16 protein-coding genes are annotated in these 17,140 nt (G+C 65.2%); 12 read left to right on the top strand and 4 right to left on the bottom strand.

Annotated elements, in window-relative coordinates; genetic code table 11:
* The first annotated feature begins 28 nt into the window (after positions 1–28).
* Both HU748_RS23145 and HU748_RS23150 read left to right on the top strand, forming a co-directional pair.
* Entirely contained in the window at positions 29–2,422 is a 2,394-nt protein-coding gene (locus HU748_RS23145) for a TonB-dependent receptor (RefSeq protein ID WP_186722098.1), read from the top strand.
* A 152-nt stretch (positions 2,423–2,574) separates the two neighbouring features.
* Entirely contained in the window at positions 2,575–3,480 is a 906-nt protein-coding gene (locus HU748_RS23150) for a LysR family transcriptional regulator (protein ID WP_054892743.1), read from the top strand.
* 64 nt (positions 3,481–3,544) lie between these two features.
* Here the strand turns inward: HU748_RS23150 and HU748_RS23155 are convergent, their stop codons facing one another.
* Entirely contained in the window at positions 3,545–3,961 is a 417-nt protein-coding gene (locus tag HU748_RS23155) for a RidA family protein (RefSeq protein ID WP_063544388.1), read from the bottom strand.
* On the bottom strand, positions 3,961–5,280 hold the full coding sequence (locus tag HU748_RS23160) for an NAD(P)/FAD-dependent oxidoreductase (protein ID WP_186722100.1): 1,320 nt from the start codon (positions 5,278–5,280) through the stop codon (positions 3,961–3,963). Before HU748_RS23160 ends, HU748_RS23155 begins: the two co-directional genes overlap by 1 nt.
* A 281-nt stretch (positions 5,281–5,561) precedes the next feature.
* Here HU748_RS23160 and HU748_RS23165 point away from each other — a divergent pair, with 281 nt between their 5' ends.
* Both HU748_RS23165 and argE read left to right on the top strand, forming a co-directional pair.
* Positions 5,562–6,239 carry a DUF1028 domain-containing protein gene (locus tag HU748_RS23165; RefSeq protein ID WP_186711116.1) on the top strand — a complete coding sequence of 226 codons (678 nt, stop codon included), beginning with the start codon at positions 5,562–5,564 and terminating at the stop codon, positions 6,237–6,239.
* Positions 6,232–7,392: an acetylornithine deacetylase gene (gene argE / locus HU748_RS23170; RefSeq protein ID WP_186722102.1), complete on the top strand. Its 1,161-nt coding sequence runs from the start codon at positions 6,232–6,234 to the stop codon at positions 7,390–7,392. Before HU748_RS23165 ends, argE begins: the two co-directional genes overlap by 8 nt.
* Before the next feature lie 307 nt (positions 7,393–7,699).
* On the opposite strand, the gene HU748_RS23175 is transcribed toward argE, so the two are convergent.
* On the bottom strand, positions 7,700–8,611 hold the full coding sequence (locus HU748_RS23175; RefSeq protein ID WP_186722104.1) for a LysR family transcriptional regulator: 912 nt from the start codon (positions 8,609–8,611) through the stop codon (positions 7,700–7,702).
* 121 nt (positions 8,612–8,732) lie between these two features.
* Here HU748_RS23175 and HU748_RS23180 point away from each other — a divergent pair, with 121 nt between their 5' ends.
* From HU748_RS23180 to HU748_RS23210, 7 genes are all read left to right on the top strand, one after another.
* Positions 8,733–9,431, top strand: coding sequence for a CoA transferase subunit A (locus HU748_RS23180; protein WP_054893208.1), 699 nt, complete (start codon positions 8,733–8,735; stop codon positions 9,429–9,431).
* Between the two features lie 34 nt (positions 9,432–9,465).
* Entirely contained in the window at positions 9,466–10,122 is a 657-nt protein-coding gene (locus HU748_RS23185) for a CoA transferase subunit B (protein ID WP_054893209.1), read from the top strand.
* Positions 10,123–10,311: 189 nt separating this feature from the next.
* A complete protein-coding gene (locus HU748_RS23190; protein WP_054893210.1) occupies positions 10,312–11,730 on the top strand; it encodes a TIGR00366 family protein in 1,419 nt (472 codons plus the stop codon).
* Between the two features lie 181 nt (positions 11,731–11,911).
* Positions 11,912–12,133 (top strand): MbtH family protein, encoded by a 222-nt coding sequence (locus HU748_RS23195; protein ID WP_054893211.1) that lies wholly within the window; start codon positions 11,912–11,914, stop codon positions 12,131–12,133.
* A gap of 3 nt (positions 12,134–12,136) precedes the next feature.
* Positions 12,137–12,856 carry an alpha/beta fold hydrolase gene (locus HU748_RS23200; protein ID WP_186722106.1) on the top strand — a complete coding sequence of 240 codons (720 nt, stop codon included), beginning with the start codon at positions 12,137–12,139 and terminating at the stop codon, positions 12,854–12,856.
* Between the two features lie 61 nt (positions 12,857–12,917).
* A complete protein-coding gene (locus HU748_RS23205; RefSeq protein WP_186722108.1) occupies positions 12,918–13,469 on the top strand; it encodes a hydrolase in 552 nt (183 codons plus the stop codon).
* Positions 13,470–13,495: 26 nt separating this feature from the next.
* Positions 13,496–14,548, top strand: a complete 1,053-nt coding sequence (locus HU748_RS23210; RefSeq protein ID WP_186722110.1) for a DUF1615 domain-containing protein — start codon at positions 13,496–13,498, stop codon at positions 14,546–14,548.
* Positions 14,549–14,590: 42 nt separating this feature from the next.
* On the opposite strand, the gene HU748_RS23215 is transcribed toward HU748_RS23210, so the two are convergent.
* Entirely contained in the window at positions 14,591–15,817 is a 1,227-nt protein-coding gene (locus HU748_RS23215; protein ID WP_186711112.1) for an MFS transporter, read from the bottom strand.
* Between the two features lie 335 nt (positions 15,818–16,152).
* Here HU748_RS23215 and HU748_RS23220 point away from each other — a divergent pair, with 335 nt between their 5' ends.
* On the top strand, positions 16,153–17,136 hold the full coding sequence (locus tag HU748_RS23220) for a DUF1852 domain-containing protein (protein ID WP_186722112.1): 984 nt from the start codon (positions 16,153–16,155) through the stop codon (positions 17,134–17,136).
* Positions 17,137–17,140 lie beyond the last annotated feature (4 nt).

Here is a 17,140-nt window from a genome sequence, read left to right on the forward strand (position 1 = left end):
ATCCACCCCTGACCTGAGAGCGTTCCGGATGTCCCGCACCCCTTTGCTTCGTCCTCTATCCCTGCACCTGATGCGCGCTGGCCTGCTGCTTGCGCTGGGGCTACCTGCGCCGGGTTGGGCCGATGAAGCGCGGCGCAGCTACCAGGTGCCGGGCGGCAGCCTTGGCGCGGTGCTGACACGCTTTGCTGGCCAGGCTGGGGTCAGTTTGTCGGTGGACCCGGCGTTGGTTGCCGGGCGCAGCAGCCTGGGGCTTGCGGGCGAATACGGGGTGGAGGAGGGCTTCGCCGCGTTGCTGCAGGGCTCGGGCCTGATACTGGTCTCGGCAGGGCCCGGTAGCTTCACCCTGGTGCGCCAGGCCGCGCCGGTCGAGGGCGCGCATGTGCTGCCCGACACCAATGTCCATGGCCAGGGCGCTGCGCTGGCAGGCGACGCCTACGCCGGCGGCCAGGTGTCGCGACGCGGCAGCCTCGGCATGCTGGGCGAGCGCGACTACATGGAAACGCCCCTGAGCATGACCTCCTACACCCGCGAGATATTGCAGAACCAGCAGGCCCGCACCCTTGCCGATGTCGTCGCCAACGATCCCTCGGTGCGCAGCACCAACCCCGCAGGTGGACGCTTCGAGCAGTTCTCCGTGCGCGGTTTCAGCCTGTACAACAGCGATGTGGCCTACGGCGGATTGTATGGCGTGCTGCCGACCTATTCGATCGACATGGAGATGGTCGAGCGGGTCGATATCCTCAAGGGGCCGGGCGCGCTGCTGGGCGGCCTGGCGCCCAATGGCAGCATTGGCGGCGGGGTCAACATCGAGCCCAAGCGCGCTGGCCAGACACCGCTGACCGAGTTCACCGCGTTGTACGCCTCGGCGGGACAGGGGGGCGGTCATCTGGACATCGGTCGGCGTTTTGGTGACGAGCAACGTTTTGGCGTGCGCCTGAACGCGGTGCGCCAGGCCGGCGACACCGAGTGGGATCACCAGCACATGGACCGCGAGGCGACGGTGCTGGGCCTGGACATGAAAGGCGAGCGTACCCGCCTGTCGCTGGATATCGGCCATCAGGCGCGTGACGTGGATGCGCCGATGGAGCGTGTCGGCCTTGCCGCAGGGCTCAAGGTGCCGGATGCCAAGGACATTCATCACAATTTCGCCCAGCCCTGGAGCTACTCGCGGGCCAAGGATACCTTCGGCGCCGTGCGCGGCGAGTACGACCTGAGCGACAACTGGATGCTGCTGGGCGCCCTGGGGGCGCGCAAGGGCGACTACGACTTCATGCGCCACGCCGTGCAGGTGGTCAACGATGCCGGGCGCTTCACCGTCAGCCCGCGCGCCTTCCAGCGCGAGGAAGACGTGGTGACTGGCACGGTCGGCGTGCGCGGCTGGTTCAACACCGGCGCGGTCGGCCATACCCTCAACATCAGCCTCAATCGCTTCGACCTGACCTTCGACAACAGCGGCGCACGCTACGCCAACGGCGTCAGCAACCTGTTCGACCCGGTGACCTTGCCCGCACCGGGCGCGCCGTTGTCCGACGACAACCCGACCCACACCAACACCGTGCTGTCGAGCCTGGCCCTGGCCGACACCCTGAGTTTCGCCGACGACACCCTGCTGCTCACCCTTGGCGCGCGCCTGCAGCGTGTCGAGGTCGACAGCTCCGAGCCCGGCGAGCCCGACCAGCGCTACGACGAGCGCGCCACCTCGCCGGCCATGGGCCTGGTGTGGCGCACCACCGAGCAGCTGTCGCTGTACTTCAACTACATGGAGGGCCTGACCCAGGGCCAGGTGGCACCGGAAACGGCGAACAACGCCGGCAAGGTCTTCGCGCCGTACCGCAGCAAGCAACTGGAGGTCGGCGCCAAGTACGACATGGGGCGCTTCAGCACCACGGTCAGCCTGTTCCGCATCGAGAAACCGTCGTACTTCACCGATGCCCAGAACAACCTCAGCGCCGACGGCCAGCAGCGCAACCAGGGCCTGGAAATCAGCCTGTTCGGCGAGCCACTGGACGGGGTGCGGGTGTTGGGTGGAGCGATGTTCCTCGATGCCGAGCAGACACGCACCGCCAATGGCCGCAACGATGGCAACCGGGCCATCGGCGCGCCGGTGGTCAATGCCAACCTTGGCGTTGAGTGGGACCTGCCGGCCATCGACGGGCTGACCCTCAGCGCCCGCGTCATCCATACCGGCAACCAGTACCTGGATGCCGCCAACCGGCAGAAGATCGACGCCTGGCAGCGTTATGACCTGGGCGCGCGCTACGCGCTCAAGCTCGGTGACAAGGACGTCACCCTGCGTGCCAGCGTCGAGAACGTGCTGGACAAGACCTACTGGGCCTCGGCCAACGTTCCCGACGGCACCGCCACCGGCCTGACCCTGTCGACCCCGCGCACGTGGTTGCTGTCGGCGACGGTCGGGTTCTGAGGGGCCGTTGCCCTGGGGGCGGCCAACAAGCGAGCAAAAATATGCTCAGCCCCCAGGCAAATCCTAGGCTGCACTGGCCGCACGCATGCCAGCCACTAAGGTAAGGTGAGAGGAAAATTCCGCGCGCCGCCCACGGCGCCCCAGAGGTGCCCATGGCTTCCTATACCTTGCGACAACTCAAGTACTTCGTCACCACGGTGGAGGCCGGCAGTGTTGCCGAGGCTTCGCGCCAGCTGTACATCGCCCAGCCGTCGATCTCCACCGCGATCAAGAGCCTGGAAGAGAGCTTCGGTGTGCAGTTGTTCATTCGTCACCACGCCCAGGGCGTGTCGCTGACCCCCAGTGGCAAGCGCTTCTACGCCAAGACCAAGGCGCTGCTGCAGATGTCCCACGAGTTCGAGCAGAACGCCCTGGCCGACAACGATACGGTGGCCGGGCAGATCGACATCGGTTGCTTCGAGACTGTCGCGCCGCTTTATCTGCCACGGCTGATCGCAGGTTTTCGCGAGCGTTATCCCGGTGTGGATATCCGCCTGCGCGACGGCGAGCAGCAGGAGCTGATCCAGGGGCTGACGGCGGGCACCTTCGACCTGGCGTTTCTCTACGACCACGACCTGGACGGCACCATCGAAGCCGAGCCGCTGATGCCGCCGCAGAAGCCCTATGTGCTGCTGCCCGAGAAGCACCGCTTCGCCAGCCAGGCCCAGGTTTCGCTGCGCGACCTTTGCCCGGAGCCGATGATCCTGCTCGATGTTGCGCCGAGCCGTACCTACTTCGTCAGCCTGTTCAACGAGATGGGGCTGACGCCGAACATCGTCTTCAGCTCGCCATCGATCGAGATGGTGCGCGGGATGGTAGGGCAGGGGTTCGGTTTCTCGCTGCTGGTGACCCGGCCGCACTCACCCTTCACTTACGATGGCAAGCGCCTGGTGACGCTGGATATCGCCGAGCCGGTGGCGCTGTCGGGGCTGGCGGCGGCGCACCTCAAGCGTGTGCAGTTGACCAAGCCTGCGCAGTTGTTCGTCGAGTTCTGTCGCGAAGAGTTGGCGAAGCTGTAAACGATTCGCGGCGGTTCGGCTACCCGAACCGCCGCGAACAGAACACCGCGGTGGCAATCAGTGCTTACTGCTCATCCGGCACCACCGCGATCACATCGATTTCCATCAACCACTCAGCCTGCGCCAGGCCCGCGACCACCAGCCCGGTGGAGATCGGGAACACGCCCTTGAGCCACTTGCCGACTTCGCGGTACACCGGCTCGCGGAAGCGCGGGTCGGTGATGTAGGTGGTGGTCTTGACGATATGCGACAGGTCGGAGCCGGCCTCTTCAAGCAGTTGCTTGACGTTTTTCATCGCCTGCTCGGCCTGTGCCTGCGGGTCGCCCAGACCGACCAGCCGGCCTTCGAAATCGGTGCCGACCTGGCCGCGTACATAGATGGTGTTGCCGGCGCGCACGGCCTGGCAGAGGTCGTTGTCCAAGGTCTGGTTGGGGTAGGTGGCCTTGGTGTTGAACATGCGGATGCGGGTATGGGTAGGCATCAGTGGGCTCCGAGGGTGCTGACGTTGCTGATCGAGGTGTGTAGCTGTTGATCCGCGCCGCGCTGGTCGCGGTCGCGGTAGGCCAGGTAGGTGCGCTGGGTGGCGATGTGGCCGGCGACGTGCTTGGCGTCGTGCCAGACGCCCCAGATGAACGACGAGCCGCGGCGCGACAGCCAGGGCAGGCCGAGGAAGTACACCCCCGGCTCGCGGGCCACGCCGCGCTGGTGCTGGGGTTTGCCATTGGCGTCGAAGGTGTCGACCTGCAGCCAGCTGAAGTCCACACCGTAGCCGGTGGCCCAGATGATGCTGGTGACGCCGGCCTTGGCCAGGTCCAGTTCCAGCAGCGGGTTGCTGACGCAGTCCGGGTCGGCCAGGCGTTGGCGCGCTTCGGGCTCTTCTGGCAGGTCCAGGCCGTTGCGCTCGATGTAGGCATCGGCGGCATCGAGCAGGGCCAGGTAGTTTTCGTCACCGCGGTTGATGTTGTCGGCCAGGTTGTCCTGGAAGCGCACCACGCCGTCTTCGAACGACTGGGTCAGGCCGACCAGGGTCATGCCTTGGTGGGCGAGGGCGCGGAAGTCCACGGTATGGCCGCCACGGGCACCGCTGACGGCAATGGTCACGTGTTCGCGGCCGGGCTTGGCGACTTCCGCGTCCCACTCACCCAGCACGCCCAGCCACCAGCAGAAGTCGCGGTTGCGGTAGGCACGTGGCGGGCGGTCGTGGGCGCCTACCGAGAGGTAGACCTGGCGCCCGGCGCGCATCAGCTCCTCGGCGATCTGCACCCCGGAAGACCCGGCGCCGACCACCAGCACCGCGCCTTCAGGCAACTGCTGCGGGTTGTAGTAGGCGGCGGAGTGGATCTGGTGCAGGCGCTCGTCCTTTGGCGCAATGGCCGGGATCACCGGTTTCTGGAACGGGCCGGTGGCAGCGACCACGCGGTTGGCACGGATCACGCCTTCATTGGTTTCGATGGTGAAGCCTGGACGGTCGCCGTTGCGCACCACGCGCTTGACCTCGATGCCGGTACGCACCGGCAGGTTGTACTTGCGCACGTAGCGTTCGAAGTAGTCGGCGACCTGGTCCTTGCCGGCGAAGGCATCGGCGTCGAGGTCGAATTCAAGGCCGGGGAAGCGGTCGTGCCAGACCGGCCCGTTGGCCACCAGCGAGTCCCAGCGCCCGGTACGCCAGGCCTCGGCGATGCGGTTGCGTTCCAGCACCAGGTGCGGCACGCCGAGTTTGCTCAGGTGTTCGCTCATGGCCACGCCGGCCTGGCCGGCGCCGACCACGAGGGTGTCGATTTCGAGATTGTTCAGTGTCATGTCCGAGCCCTTGTTCAGGCGGTTTTTGTCAGGTCGGTTGTGGAGGACCGCCGTTGCCTGGGGCCAGACTAGGGATGCACGGAATTTCGCGAAAATAGTATTTAGCTGGGGCTTGCCGATAAATTGGCGAAGGGTGGCAGCGCTGCAGCGAGCAGCCCGGCAGATTTGCCCGGCAAACCTGCGGTGCCCAGTTTTTTCCTCGCCAATGCCAAGCAAAATGCTCGTTTCGCCGCCGCCAGGGCTTGCCGAGAATGCCGGTAAACCCAGAAAGGAGCTGCACCATGACCTTCTCCATCATCGGCCGCTGCCAGGAAACCGGCCAGGTCGGCATTGCCATCAGCTCGTCCAGCATCGCCGTCGGTGCCCGCTGCCCGTGGGTGCGCGCCGGGGTCGGGGCGGTGGCGACGCAGAACATCACCTTGCCGGCCCTCGGCCCACAGATCCTCGACGCCCTCGAGCAGGGCCAGTTGCCGCCCGCCGCGGCGCTGGACCGGGTGCTCAGTGCCAACGGTTGGAGCGAGTACCGCCAGGTGACAGTGATCGACAGCCATGGCCAGGTCGCGCTGTTCACCGGCAAGGAGGCGCTGGGCGTGCACAACGCCGTGGCGGGTGAGCAATGCGCCGCAGCCGGCAACCTGCTGGCCTCGCCGCAGGTGATCGAGGCGATGGTGCACGCGTTCGAGCAGGCGGGCGGGCACCTGGCCGATCGCTTGCTGGCGGCGATGCACGCGGCCTTGGCTGCCGGTGGCGAGGCGGGCCCCGTGCACTCGGCAGCGTTGAAGATCGCCGGCGAGCTGACCTGGCCGCTGGTGGACCTGCGTGTGGACTGGGCCGAGCACGATCCGATCGGCGAACTCGACCGCCTGTGGCAGGCCTATCGCCCACAGATGCAGGATTACGTCACCCGTGCCCTGAATCCGACCACGGCTCCCAGCTACGGGGTACCGGGCGATGAGTGATCTCACCAGCCGCGCCGTGCTGGAGCGCCTGATCGGCTTTGCCACGGTCAGTCGCGACTCCAACCTCGAACTGATCGGTTTCATCCGCGATTACCTGGCGGGGCTGGGGGTCGAGAGCGAACTGTTCCTCAACGAGGAGGGCACCAAGGCCAACCTGTTCGCCACCATCGGCCCGACCGATCGTGGCGGCGTGGTGTTGTCCGGGCATACCGATGTGGTGCCGGTGGACGGCCAGGCCTGGAGTGTCGAGCCGTTTCGCCTGAGCGAGCGCGATGGGCGCCTGTATGGCCGTGGCACGGCCGACATGAAGGGCTTCATCGCCTCGGTACTGGCGGCGGTGCCGGCGTTCCTCGCCCAGCCGCTGACAACGCCGGTGCACCTGGCATTCTCCTATGACGAAGAGGTCGGCTGCCTCGGTGTACGCTCGATGCTGGAGGCGCTCGAACAGCGCCCGAACAAGCCGCGCCTGTGCCTGATCGGCGAACCCACCGAGCTCAAACCGGTGCTCGGGCACAAAGGCAAGTTGGCCATGCGCTGCCAGGTGCACGGCGCCGCGTGCCACTCGGCTTATGCACCCTATGGCGTCAATGCCATTGAGTATGCCGCGCAATTGATCGGCAAGCTGGGCGAGATCGGCGGCGAGCTGGCGCGTCACGAGCACCATGACGCGCGCTTCGATCCACCGTTCTCTACCGTCCAGACCGGCGTGATCAAGGGCGGGCGGGCGTTGAACATCGTGCCTGAGGAATGCGAGTTCGACTTCGAGGTGCGTGCCTTGCCGGGCTTTGAAGCCAAGGTCGTGGCCGAGCGCTTGCAGGCCTACGCCGAAACCGACCTGCTGCCGCGCATGCGTGCCGTCAGTGATGCCAGCGATATCCGCCTCAAGCCACTCAGCGCCTACCCGGGGCTGGCAACGCCCGAAGACAGCGAAGCGGCGCGCCTGGTGGCGCTGCTCAGCGGTTCGGAAGATTTCGGCACCGTGGCCTTTGGCACCGAAGGCGGGTTGTTCGACCAGGCGGGGATCCCGACCGTGGTCTGCGGGCCGGGCAGCATGGACCAGGGGCACAAGCCGGACGAGTTTGTCAGCGTTGCGCAACTGCAGGGTTGTGATGCGATGTTGCTGCGGTTGCGTGATTATCTCGTTGGTAACTGATTGCTACGGGGAGGTGCTTGCCGAAAGATTTTCAGCGCCTGTGAGATCGAGCGCCGCCCGCGCGGCGCTTCGCGGGCAAGCCCGCTCCCACGTTTGTTTCGGGCCAGTTATGCCTGTGCCACAGGCGCGCGACCGCCTAGTGTGTACGACTCGGTAATGCGCCGTACGCCAAAGGGGTCGCGCGAAAATGCCACAGGACTCATTGGCCCGAAACAAACTGTAGGAGCGGGCTTGCCCGCGAAGCGCCGCGCGGGCGGCGCTCGATCTCACCGGCGCTGAAAAGCCTCAGGCAAGCACCTGCCAGCCCTCACGCAATCCCATGCGAACACACCTCCGGCGCACGCGTATGTGACAGCAGCACATCCAGCAACGCCTGCGCCGCAGTGGACAACTTGTGGTCGCTCAGGGCGATGACGCCGATGCGCCGCTCGACGGTGGGCTCGACCAAGGGCACGCAACGCGCACCCAATTCCTGCATCTGGTTGATGCACAGCGCCGGTACGGCACTGACGCCCAAGCCGTTGGCGACCATGCGCCCGACCGTGGACAACTGATGGCTTTCGAACGCCACCGCCAGCCGACCATGCTCGGCGGCCAGGTGTTGCTCCAGCAGCAGGCGCACCGCCGACGGGCGTTGCAGGGCGATGAAGTCCTGGGTCAGCAGTTCGCGCCAGCTCACCTGGGGCTGCTGCGCCAGGGGTGAATCGCCAGGCACTACCGCGACGAAACGGTCCAGGTACAACGGGTGGAACTGTAGGGCATCACTGCGCTCGGGTTCGAAGCCTATGCCCAGTTCGACGCGGCGGTGGCGAACCAGCTCCAGCACCTGCTCGTTGATCACGTCGTGCACGGTGACGTTGACCTTGGGGTAGCGCTGGCGAAACACCTTCAGTGACTGCGGCAGCAGGTTCCCGGCAAAGGCCGGCATCGCCGCCACCGACACCCGCCCCAGTTGCAGGGTGAAGCGCTGGCGCAGCATTTCCTCGGTATCGTCCCAGTCGGCCAGCAGGCGCCGGGCCAGTGGCAGCAGCACTTCGCCCTCGGCGGTGAGGCTGACGCTGCGGGTGGTGCGGGTGAGCAGGGCGCCGCCGAGGTTGTCCTCCAGCGCCTTGATGGTCAGGCTCAGTGCCGGTTGCGAAATGTGCAGGTGTTCGCCGGCCTGGGCGAAGCTCTGGTACTTGGCCACGGTGACGAAGGCGCGCAGTTGCTTGACGTTCATGGCGGATCCGCTGGTTGTTTTGCAAAAGTTATCAATCGATGACGAAAACAAAATTAACAAATCAGTCGCCAGCGGTGAAGATGCCTTCCACACGCTCAAACAACTACAAAGGCGGATCAGCATGGCCGGACTGGACAAGCGCGTAGCAACCTATGAACAGGCTCTCGAAGGCCTGACCGACGACATGACGGTACTGGCCGGCGGCTTCGGCCTGTGTGGCATCCCCGAGAACCTGATCGCCGAGATCAAGCGCCGCGGAGTCAAGGGCCTGACGGTAGTTTCCAACAACTGCGGCGTCGACGGCTTCGGCCTGGGCGTGCTGCTCGAAGACCGGCAGATCCGCAAGATGGTTGCCTCTTACGTCGGCGAGAACGCCGAGTTCGAGCGCCAGCTGCTCAGCGGCGAGCTGGAAGTGGAGCTCACCCCCCAGGGCACCCTGGCCGAGAAGATGCGCGCCGGCGGCGCCGGTATCCCGGCTTTCTACACCGCCACGGGCTACGGCACCCCGGTCGCCGAAGGCAAAGAGGTACGCGAGTTCAACGGCCGCAAGTACATCCTCGAAGAGTCCATCACCGGCGACTTCGCCATCGTCAAGGGCTGGAAGGCCGACCACTACGGCAACGTGGTGTACCGCAACACCGCCCAGAACTTCAATCCGCTGGCCGCCACCGCCGGCAAGATCACCGTGGTCGAGGTCGAGGAAATCGTCGAGCCGGGCGTACTGCTGCCCAGCGAGATCCACACGCCGGGGATCTTCGTCGACCGGGTCATCGTCGGCACCTTCGAGAAGCGCATCGAGAAGCGCACCGTCAAGGCCTGAGCGCCGCCCACAGAACAACAAAGAGATCCTGACCATGGCACTGACCCGCGAACAGATGGCTCAACGCGTCGCCCGTGAACTGAAGGACGGCTACTACGTCAACCTCGGCATCGGCATCCCCACCCTGGTGGCCAACTACGTGCCCGCCGACATGGACGTGATGCTGCAGTCGGAAAACGGCCTGCTCGGTATGGGCGAGTTCCCCACCGAAAGCACCCTCGACCCCGACATGATCAACGCCGGCAAGCAAACCGTGACCGCCCGCCGTGGCGCGTCGATCTTCGACTCGGCGCAATCCTTCGCCATGATCCGTGGCGGCCATGTCGACCTCACCGTGCTGGGCGCCTTCGAGGTGGACGTGGAGGGCAACATCGCCTCCTGGATGATCCCCGGCAAGCTGGTCAAGGGCATGGGCGGGGCCATGGACCTGGTGGCTGGCGCCGAGAACATCATCGTCACCATGACCCACGCCTCCAAGGACGGCGAGTCCAAGCTCCTGCCGCGCTGCAGCCTGCCGCTGACGGGCGCCGGCTGCATCCGCAAGGTGCTCACCGACCTTGCCTACCTCGAGATCGAGAACGGCGCCTTCATCCTGCGCGAGACCGCGCCCGGGGTGAGCGTTCAGGAGATCGTCGAGAAAACCGCCGGCAAGCTGATCGTGCCGGACGATGTGAAAGAGATGACGTTCTAACGCTACTGCTTTACCTCCCCCCTGTGAGGGCGGACTCGTTGTGGGAGCGGGCTTGCCCGCGAATACGTTGGTGAATGTACCGGCGCATTCGCGGGCAAGCCCGCTCCTACAACAAGCCCCGCGCCCACAGGGGTTTTGCGTTGATCGACAAGCAACATCCACCAATAAGACCAAAAAAGGAAAACACTCGTGGCCGCTGAAATCCAAGACAGCCGCTCCGCCCGCTTTGCCCTGCGCTGCTCCAACTGGGCCGAGCGCTGGTTCCCCGACTCCTGGGTGTTCGCCGCCCTGGCCGTGATGCTGGTGTGCCTGGGGGCCCTGGCCATGGGCGCCAAGCCCACCGACACCGCCAAGGCCTTTGGTGACGGCTTCTGGAGCCTGATCCCGTTCACCATGCAGATGGCCTTCGTGGTTATTGGCGGCTATGTGGTCGCCAGCTCCCCGCCCGCTGCACGCCTGATCGACCGCCTCGCGCGCCTGCCCAAGAACGGCCGCTCGGCGGTGTGCTGGGTGGCGCTGATCTCGATGCTCGCCTCCTTGCTCAACTGGGGCCTGTCGCTGGTGTTCGGCGGCCTGCTGGTGCGTGCCCTGGCCCGTCGCACAGACCTGAAGATGGACTACCGCGCCGCCGGTGCCGCCGCCTACCTGGGCCTGGGCGCGGTATGGGCGCTGGGCCTGTCGTCCTCGGCCGCACAGTTGCAGGCCAACCCGGCCAGCCTGCCGCCGTCGATCCTGTCGATCACCGGCGTCATTCCGTTCACCGAGACCATTTTTCTCTGGCAGTCCGGGGTGATGCTGGCCGCGCTGGTGATCGTCTCGCTGGTCGTCGCCTATGCCACCGCGCCCGGTCCGAACAGTGCGCGCAGCGCCCAGGACTGCGGTGTCGATCCGACCTTCACCGCCCCACCTGCGCCGCAGCGCACCCGCCCCGGCGAGTGGCTGGAGCACAGCCCGATCCTTATCCTGCTGCTGGTGGCCCTGGCGGCCGGCTGGCTGTACCAGGAGTTCGCCACCAAGCCTGCGATCACCGCCATCTCCGGGCTGAACACCTACAACCTGCTGTTCATCATGCTGGGTGCCTTGCTCCACTGGCGTCCGCGCAGCTTCCTCGACGCCGTGGCCCGTGCGGTGCCGACCACTACCGGCGTGCTGATCCAGTTCCCGCTGTACGGCTCGATCGCCGCCATCCTCACCCAGGTGAAGGGTGCCGACGCCCAGACCCTGGCGCACCACATCTCGGTGTTCTTCACCCAGATCGCCACCCATGACACCTACGCCTTGCTGATGGGCGTGTATTCGGCGGTGCTGGGCTTCTTCATTCCATCTGGCGGCGGCAAATGGATCATCGAAGCGCCCTATGTGATGCTGGTGGCCAACGACCTGCAGTACCACCTGGGCTGGGCGGTGCAGATCTACAACGCCGCCGAGGCGCTGCCGAACCTGATCAACCCCTTCTACATGCTGCCGTTGCTGGGCGTGCTGGGCCTGAAGGCACGGGACCTGATCGGCTTCTCCTTCGTGCAACTGCTAGTGCACGTGCCCCTGGTGCTGGTGCTGCTCTGGGCGCTGGGCACCACCTTGCAGTACGTGCCGCCGGTAATGCCGTAGCAGCATCACCGCGCAATACCGCGCTGCGGGCCGCAATGGCCCGCAAGCGCTGTCCGCCGCTCGACGCCCTTGCAGGTCGAGCCGTGAAAAAAGCGTAATTTTCCCCCGTCTTCCTTCGTTTTCCTGAGAGCTGCCCTGCGTCCAGACGGACCGGGCCATCATCACCCCAAGGAGACAGGCAATGACTTCCGTTTTCGACCGCGACGACATCGTGTTCCAGGTAGTGATCAATCACGAGGAACAGTACTCGATCTGGCCCGACTACAAGGCGATCCCCAACGGCTGGCGCGCCGCAGGCAAGAGCGGTCTGAAGAAAGACTGCCTGGCCTACATCGATGAAGTGTGGACCGACATGCGCCCCCTGAGCCTGCGCCAGAAGATGGCCGAAGCTGCGGTGCAGTAAGGCGTGACGGCACTCAACCTGCTATGCCTGCCTTACTCGGGCGCCAGTGCCATGGTCTACAGCCGCTGGCGGCGCAAGCTGCCGGCCTGGTTGCAGGTGCGCCCGGTGGAGCTGCCGGGGCGCGGTGCTCGCCTGGGCGAACCCCTGCAAACCGACATGCAGGCACTGGCCCGGCAACTGGCCAGCGAGCAGCGCCTGGCGGCGAGCACGCCCTATGCACTGCTCGGCCATAGCCTGGGTGCGCTGCTCGCCTTCGAGCTGGCCCACGAGCTGCAAGCCCTGGGTTGCAAGGCGCCGGTCGCACTGTTCGCCTGCGGCACGGCGGCACCGACCCGACGTGAGTACTACGACGGCAAGGGCTGGCGCGAACCCAAGACCAATGCCGAGCTGATCGACGAGTTGCGCCAGTTGCAAGGGACCCCCGAGGAGGTCCTGGCCAATGAGGAACTCATGAGCCTGACCTTGCCGATTCTGCGCGCCGATTTCCTCATGTGCGGCCGCTACGACTATCGCCAGCGCGCGCCGTTGCACTGCCCGCTGCATGTTTTGGGCGGCGAGGCCGACCGCGCCAGCGAAGAGCAACTGCTGGCCTGGCGTCGCGAAAGCCTGGGCGATTTCTCGCTGGAGGTCTTCCCCGGCGGGCACTTCTTCATCCATGAGCACGAAGACCGGGTGCTGAGCCTGCTGGCCGCCTCTCTGGAACCTCATCGACTTTCGGCATGATTGACGTAGGCCTTTGCCTGGGGGAGGCTGGGGGCTTTCCCACAGGACAAGGGTTGTCCCCATGCTGATCGATCCCCGCCAGGCCACGCTGCTGGTCGTCGATATCCAGGAGCGCCTCATTGGCGCCATGAGCGATCCCGAGGGCACCCGCGCGCGGGCCCGCGGGCTGCTGGCCGCCACCGTCGAACTCGAACTGCCCACGGTGATTTCCGAGCAGTACCCCAAGGGCCTAGGCCCGACCCTGGCCGAACTCAAGGCCGCGGCGGCAGGGGCCGAAATCGTCGAGAAACTGCACTTTTCCTGCGTGGCTGCCGAGTGCCTGCCGGCCAGTCTGCTGGCGCGTGAGCAGGTGATCGTCTGTGGCATGGAAACCCACGTCTGCGTGCTGCAGACCGTGCTTGGCCTGCTGGGCCTGGGCAAGCAGGTGTTCGTGGTCGAGGACGTCTGTGACAGCCGCACCCCGGCAAGCAAGGCGGCAGGCCTGGCGCGTATGCGCGACGCCGGGGCGCAGATCGTGACCCGCGAGATGGTGCTGTTCGAATTGCTGGGCAGTGCCAGCCACCCGTTGTTCCGCCATATCAGCAAGACCTACATCGTCGGTGACCTGTCCTGAACCTGCGGCTGCTGGGCGCTGGGCTGATGCTGCTGGCCCTGCTGCAAGGCTGTGCCGGGCGCCGCGAGGAAGCGCCTGAAGTCGACCCTGCCCAGGTCCGCGCCCAGCTCATGCGCCTGCTGCCTGCCTCGGTCAAGGACCGCCAGGGCTGGGCCGAGGACATCCAGGTCGCGTTCACCGCCCAGGGCATCGCGCCCAGCCGCAGCAACCTGTGTGCGGTGCTGGCGGTGACCGAGCAGGAGTCCACCTTCACCGCCGACCCCCAGGTGCCCAACCTGGGCCGTATCGCCCGCGAGGAAATCGACCGCCGCGCCGCGCGTCTGCACATCCCCAGGCTGCTGGTCGATGGCGCCCTGGCCACCCCTTCGGCCAACGGCCAGAGCTACCAGCAGCGCCTGCTGGCGGTGCGCAGCGAGCGGCAACTCAGTGCGCTGTTCGACGATTTCATCGCCGGCCTGCCGCTGGGCGACAAGCTGCTCGGCGGGCTCAACCCGGTGCGTACCGGCGGGCCGATGCAGGTCAGCATCGACTTTGCCGAACGCCATGCCAAGGACTACCCCTACCAGCGCCAGGGCACGATTCGCCAGGAGGTCTTCAGCCGTCGCGGCGGCCTGTACTTCGGCATCGCCCACTTGTTGGGGTATCCCGCCCACTATGAGCGGCCGCTGTACCGCTTCGCCGATTTCAACGCAGGCTGGTACGCCAGCCGCAACGCGGCTTTCCAGGCAGCGCTGAACAGTGTGACGGGGGCGGAATTGGCGTTGGACGGCGACCTGATCGCACCAGGCTCGATCCTGCCAGGCACCACCGAGCGCGCGGCGCGCAGCCTTGGGGTGAAGCTTGGGCTGCGCAATCCACAGATTCGCAGTCAGTTGGAATTGGAGAACAGCCTGGCGCTCGAGGACAGCGCCTTGTACCGCGGCGTATTCGCACTCGCCGATGCCAAGGCGGGCAAGCCACTGCCACGTGCGGTGCTGCCAGGGATCGTGCTCAAGAGCCCGAAGATCACCCGCAAGCTGACCACGGCGTGGTTTGCGGGGAGGGTGGATGAGCGCTACCAGCGCTGCATGGCGCGCTGATCGACGCAAGGTACAGGGGCCGCCAGGCGGCCCCTGCAGAGGTCAGGCAGGCTGGGCCGCCAGGCTGTTGCTGACATTACGCCCCAGCACCAGCACGGTGACGAATCCGCAGCCGACCAACGCCGTGGCCAGGCTCAGCAGCACCGAGCTGCCCATCTGGTCGACGATCCGCCCGCCGAAGAACGAGCCCAGTGCAATGATCACCTGGAACATGGCCACGAACAGCGGCATGCCGCGTTCGACATCCTTGGGCGCGACCACGAACATCCAGATGCTGGCACAGGCCGGGAAGGCACCGAAGGCAAAGCCCCACAGCGCGATCAGCATCACCGCCCCGGTCATGCCGGTGGCGAAGTAGGGGAACAGCGCGGTGCTGACGCCGATCAGCAAGGCCACCAGCAGCAGGGTGTAGCGCACGCTGCGGTTGGCGGCGAAGCCGGCGAACAGGTTGCCGATGACGCCTGCTACACCGTAGAGCAGCAGCAGCGAGCCGATGGTTGCCCCATCGAAGCCGGAGCTTTGCTTGAAGAACGGTGCGACATAGGTGTACGCGGCAAAGTGCGCCAGGCCAATCAGCAACACCGCGATCAGGCCGACCCGCGCCAGCGGATTGATGAACAGCGCCGGCAGGTCACTGATGCGGATGGCCTTGTCCGGATTGAGCCGCGGCAGCAGGAAGACCTGCGCGAGCAGCACCGGCACACCCAGCAGGGCGGTCACCAGGAAGGTCATGCGCCAGCCCATCAGGCCGCTGAGCCAGGTGCCGACCGGCACCCCCAGCACCGTGGCCAGGGTGACCCCGACCATGATGATCGAGGTCGCCTGCGCCACGCCCACCCCCTTGGGCGCCAGGCGCCCGCTCAGGGCAATGGCCGTGGCCCAGAAGCCACCGATGCTGATACCCAGCAGCACGCGGCCGAATAGCAACAGGCTGAAATCGCTGGCATAGGCCACCACCGAGTTGGCGATGATCATGATCAGCGTCAGGCCGATCAGCAGGTAGCGGCGGTCCATGGCGCCGATGCCTACCGACAGCAGCGGGGCGGCGAGGGCGGCCATGATCCCGGGCAGGGTGACCATCAGGCCGGCCTGGCCGGCACTGATGCCCAGGTCGCTGGCCACATCGTTGAGCACGCCCACCGGCAGGAATTCACTGGTGACCAGGGCGAAGGCGCCCACGGCAACCGAGAGAATCGCCAGCCACTGCTGTTTGACGCTCTGTTGGTTATGTTCAAGAAGGCCATCGGGGGCCTGATTGACGCTTGGCATGGTACGGATTCCAAGTGTTGTCGCCTGGAGCAGGCGCAGGAGGCGGGAAAATAGGAGGGCGATTATAGGAGTCGGTTTTGCAAGGCCCATAGGCAGGCCGTTCGATAGTAATCATCAGTGTGATCGATGGAAGGCTCTAGCTTCTGGATTGCACCCAACCCAGGCGCAGGAGCGATCATGAAAATTACTAAGGTTGAATGCAAAAAAAATGAGTTTGCTTCATGAGTGCCTGATCTCGACAATTCCCCCACTCGGAACCGGACATCCGTATCGGCAGGCACCTTCGCTGCGCGAGGCGTTCCAGGTTTACCTCAGGAATCAGGATTCAGATCACCATGGCCAAAGACTTCACTTTCGCGATCAAGCGGATTTGTTTCGATGAGCACTACCAGCCCTCGGACAACACCCGCATCACCACCAACTTCGCCAACCTGGCGAGGGGCGAGCAGCGCCAGGAAAACCTGCGCAATACCTTGCGGATGATCGACAACCGCTTCAATGCCCTGGCCCATTGGGACAACCCTGAAGGTGACCGTTACAAGGTCGAGCTCGAAATCATTTCCGTCGAGATGGACCTGGGGGCTGACAGCACTGCCGATGCGCTCCCGTTGATCGAGATCCTGAAAACCAACATCGTCGATCACAAAACCAACGAGCGCATCGCCGGGATCGTAGGGAACAATTTTTCTTCCTATGTGCGTGATTACGACTTCAGCGTGCTGCTGCTGGAGCACAACAAGGGCAAGCCTGGCTTCGGCACCCCGGATGATTTCGGCGACCTGCATGGCAAGCTGTTCAAGTGCTTCCTGAACTCGCAGGCCTACAAGGCCAACTTCAGCAAGTTGCCGGTCATCTGCCTGAGCGTCTCCAGCAGCAGGACCTACCACCGCACGCAAAACCAGCACCCGGTACTGGGGTTCGAATACCGTCAGGATGAATACTCGTTGACGGATGAGTACTTCAGCAAGATGGGCTTGAAGGTCCGTTATTTCATGCCCGCGAACAGCGTCGCGCCCTTGGCGTTCTACTTTACGGGCGACCTGCTTGCCGACTACACCAATCTCGAGCTCATCAGCACCATCAGCACGATGGACACTTTCCAGAAGATCTACCGGCCGGAAATCTACAACGCGAACTCTGCGGCAGGGCAATCCTATCAGCCAAGCCTCAAGCACCAGGATTATTCGTTGACCCGAATCGTTTATGACCGCGAGGAACGCAGCCGCCTGGCGATCGAACAAGGGCGGTTTGCCGAGGAGCACTTCATCAAACCCTATCGGGCGGTTCTCGAGCAGTGGTCTGCTCAGTACGCAATCTGACTTA

The organism is Pseudomonas sp. RW3S2, assembly GCF_014268955.1.
In the GTDB taxonomy this organism is placed as follows: Bacteria; Pseudomonadota; Gammaproteobacteria; order Pseudomonadales; family Pseudomonadaceae; genus Aquipseudomonas; species Aquipseudomonas wayambapalatensis.

Excerpts from the sequence above, each read along its gene's own strand:
- argE (WP_186722102.1), top strand. The coding sequence starts at position 6,232 with ATGAGTGATCTCACCAGCCGCGCCGTGCTGGAGCGCCTGATCGGCTTT.
- HU748_RS23180 (WP_054893208.1), top strand. The coding sequence starts at position 8,733 with ATGGCCGGACTGGACAAGCGCGTAGCAACCTATGAACAGGCTCTCGAA.
- HU748_RS23145 (WP_186722098.1), top strand. The coding sequence starts at position 29 with ATGTCCCGCACCCCTTTGCTTCGTCCTCTATCCCTGCACCTGATGCGC.
- HU748_RS23160 (WP_186722100.1), bottom strand. The coding sequence starts at position 5,280 with ATGACACTGAACAATCTCGAAATCGACACCCTCGTGGTCGGCGCCGGC.
- HU748_RS23210 (WP_186722110.1), top strand. The coding sequence starts at position 13,496 with ATGCTGCTGGCCCTGCTGCAAGGCTGTGCCGGGCGCCGCGAGGAAGCG.
- HU748_RS23195 (WP_054893211.1), top strand. The coding sequence starts at position 11,912 with ATGACTTCCGTTTTCGACCGCGACGACATCGTGTTCCAGGTAGTGATC.
- HU748_RS23155 (WP_063544388.1), bottom strand. The coding sequence starts at position 3,961 with ATGCCTACCCATACCCGCATCCGCATGTTCAACACCAAGGCCACCTAC.
- HU748_RS23185 (WP_054893209.1), top strand. The coding sequence starts at position 9,466 with ATGGCACTGACCCGCGAACAGATGGCTCAACGCGTCGCCCGTGAACTG.
- HU748_RS23215 (WP_186711112.1), bottom strand. The coding sequence starts at position 15,817 with ATGCCAAGCGTCAATCAGGCCCCCGATGGCCTTCTTGAACATAACCAA.
- HU748_RS23205 (WP_186722108.1), top strand. The coding sequence starts at position 12,918 with ATGCTGATCGATCCCCGCCAGGCCACGCTGCTGGTCGTCGATATCCAG.
- HU748_RS23220 (WP_186722112.1), top strand. The coding sequence starts at position 16,153 with ATGGCCAAAGACTTCACTTTCGCGATCAAGCGGATTTGTTTCGATGAG.
- HU748_RS23165 (WP_186711116.1), top strand. The coding sequence starts at position 5,562 with ATGACCTTCTCCATCATCGGCCGCTGCCAGGAAACCGGCCAGGTCGGC.
- HU748_RS23175 (WP_186722104.1), bottom strand. The coding sequence starts at position 8,611 with ATGAACGTCAAGCAACTGCGCGCCTTCGTCACCGTGGCCAAGTACCAG.
- HU748_RS23150 (WP_054892743.1), top strand. The coding sequence starts at position 2,575 with ATGGCTTCCTATACCTTGCGACAACTCAAGTACTTCGTCACCACGGTG.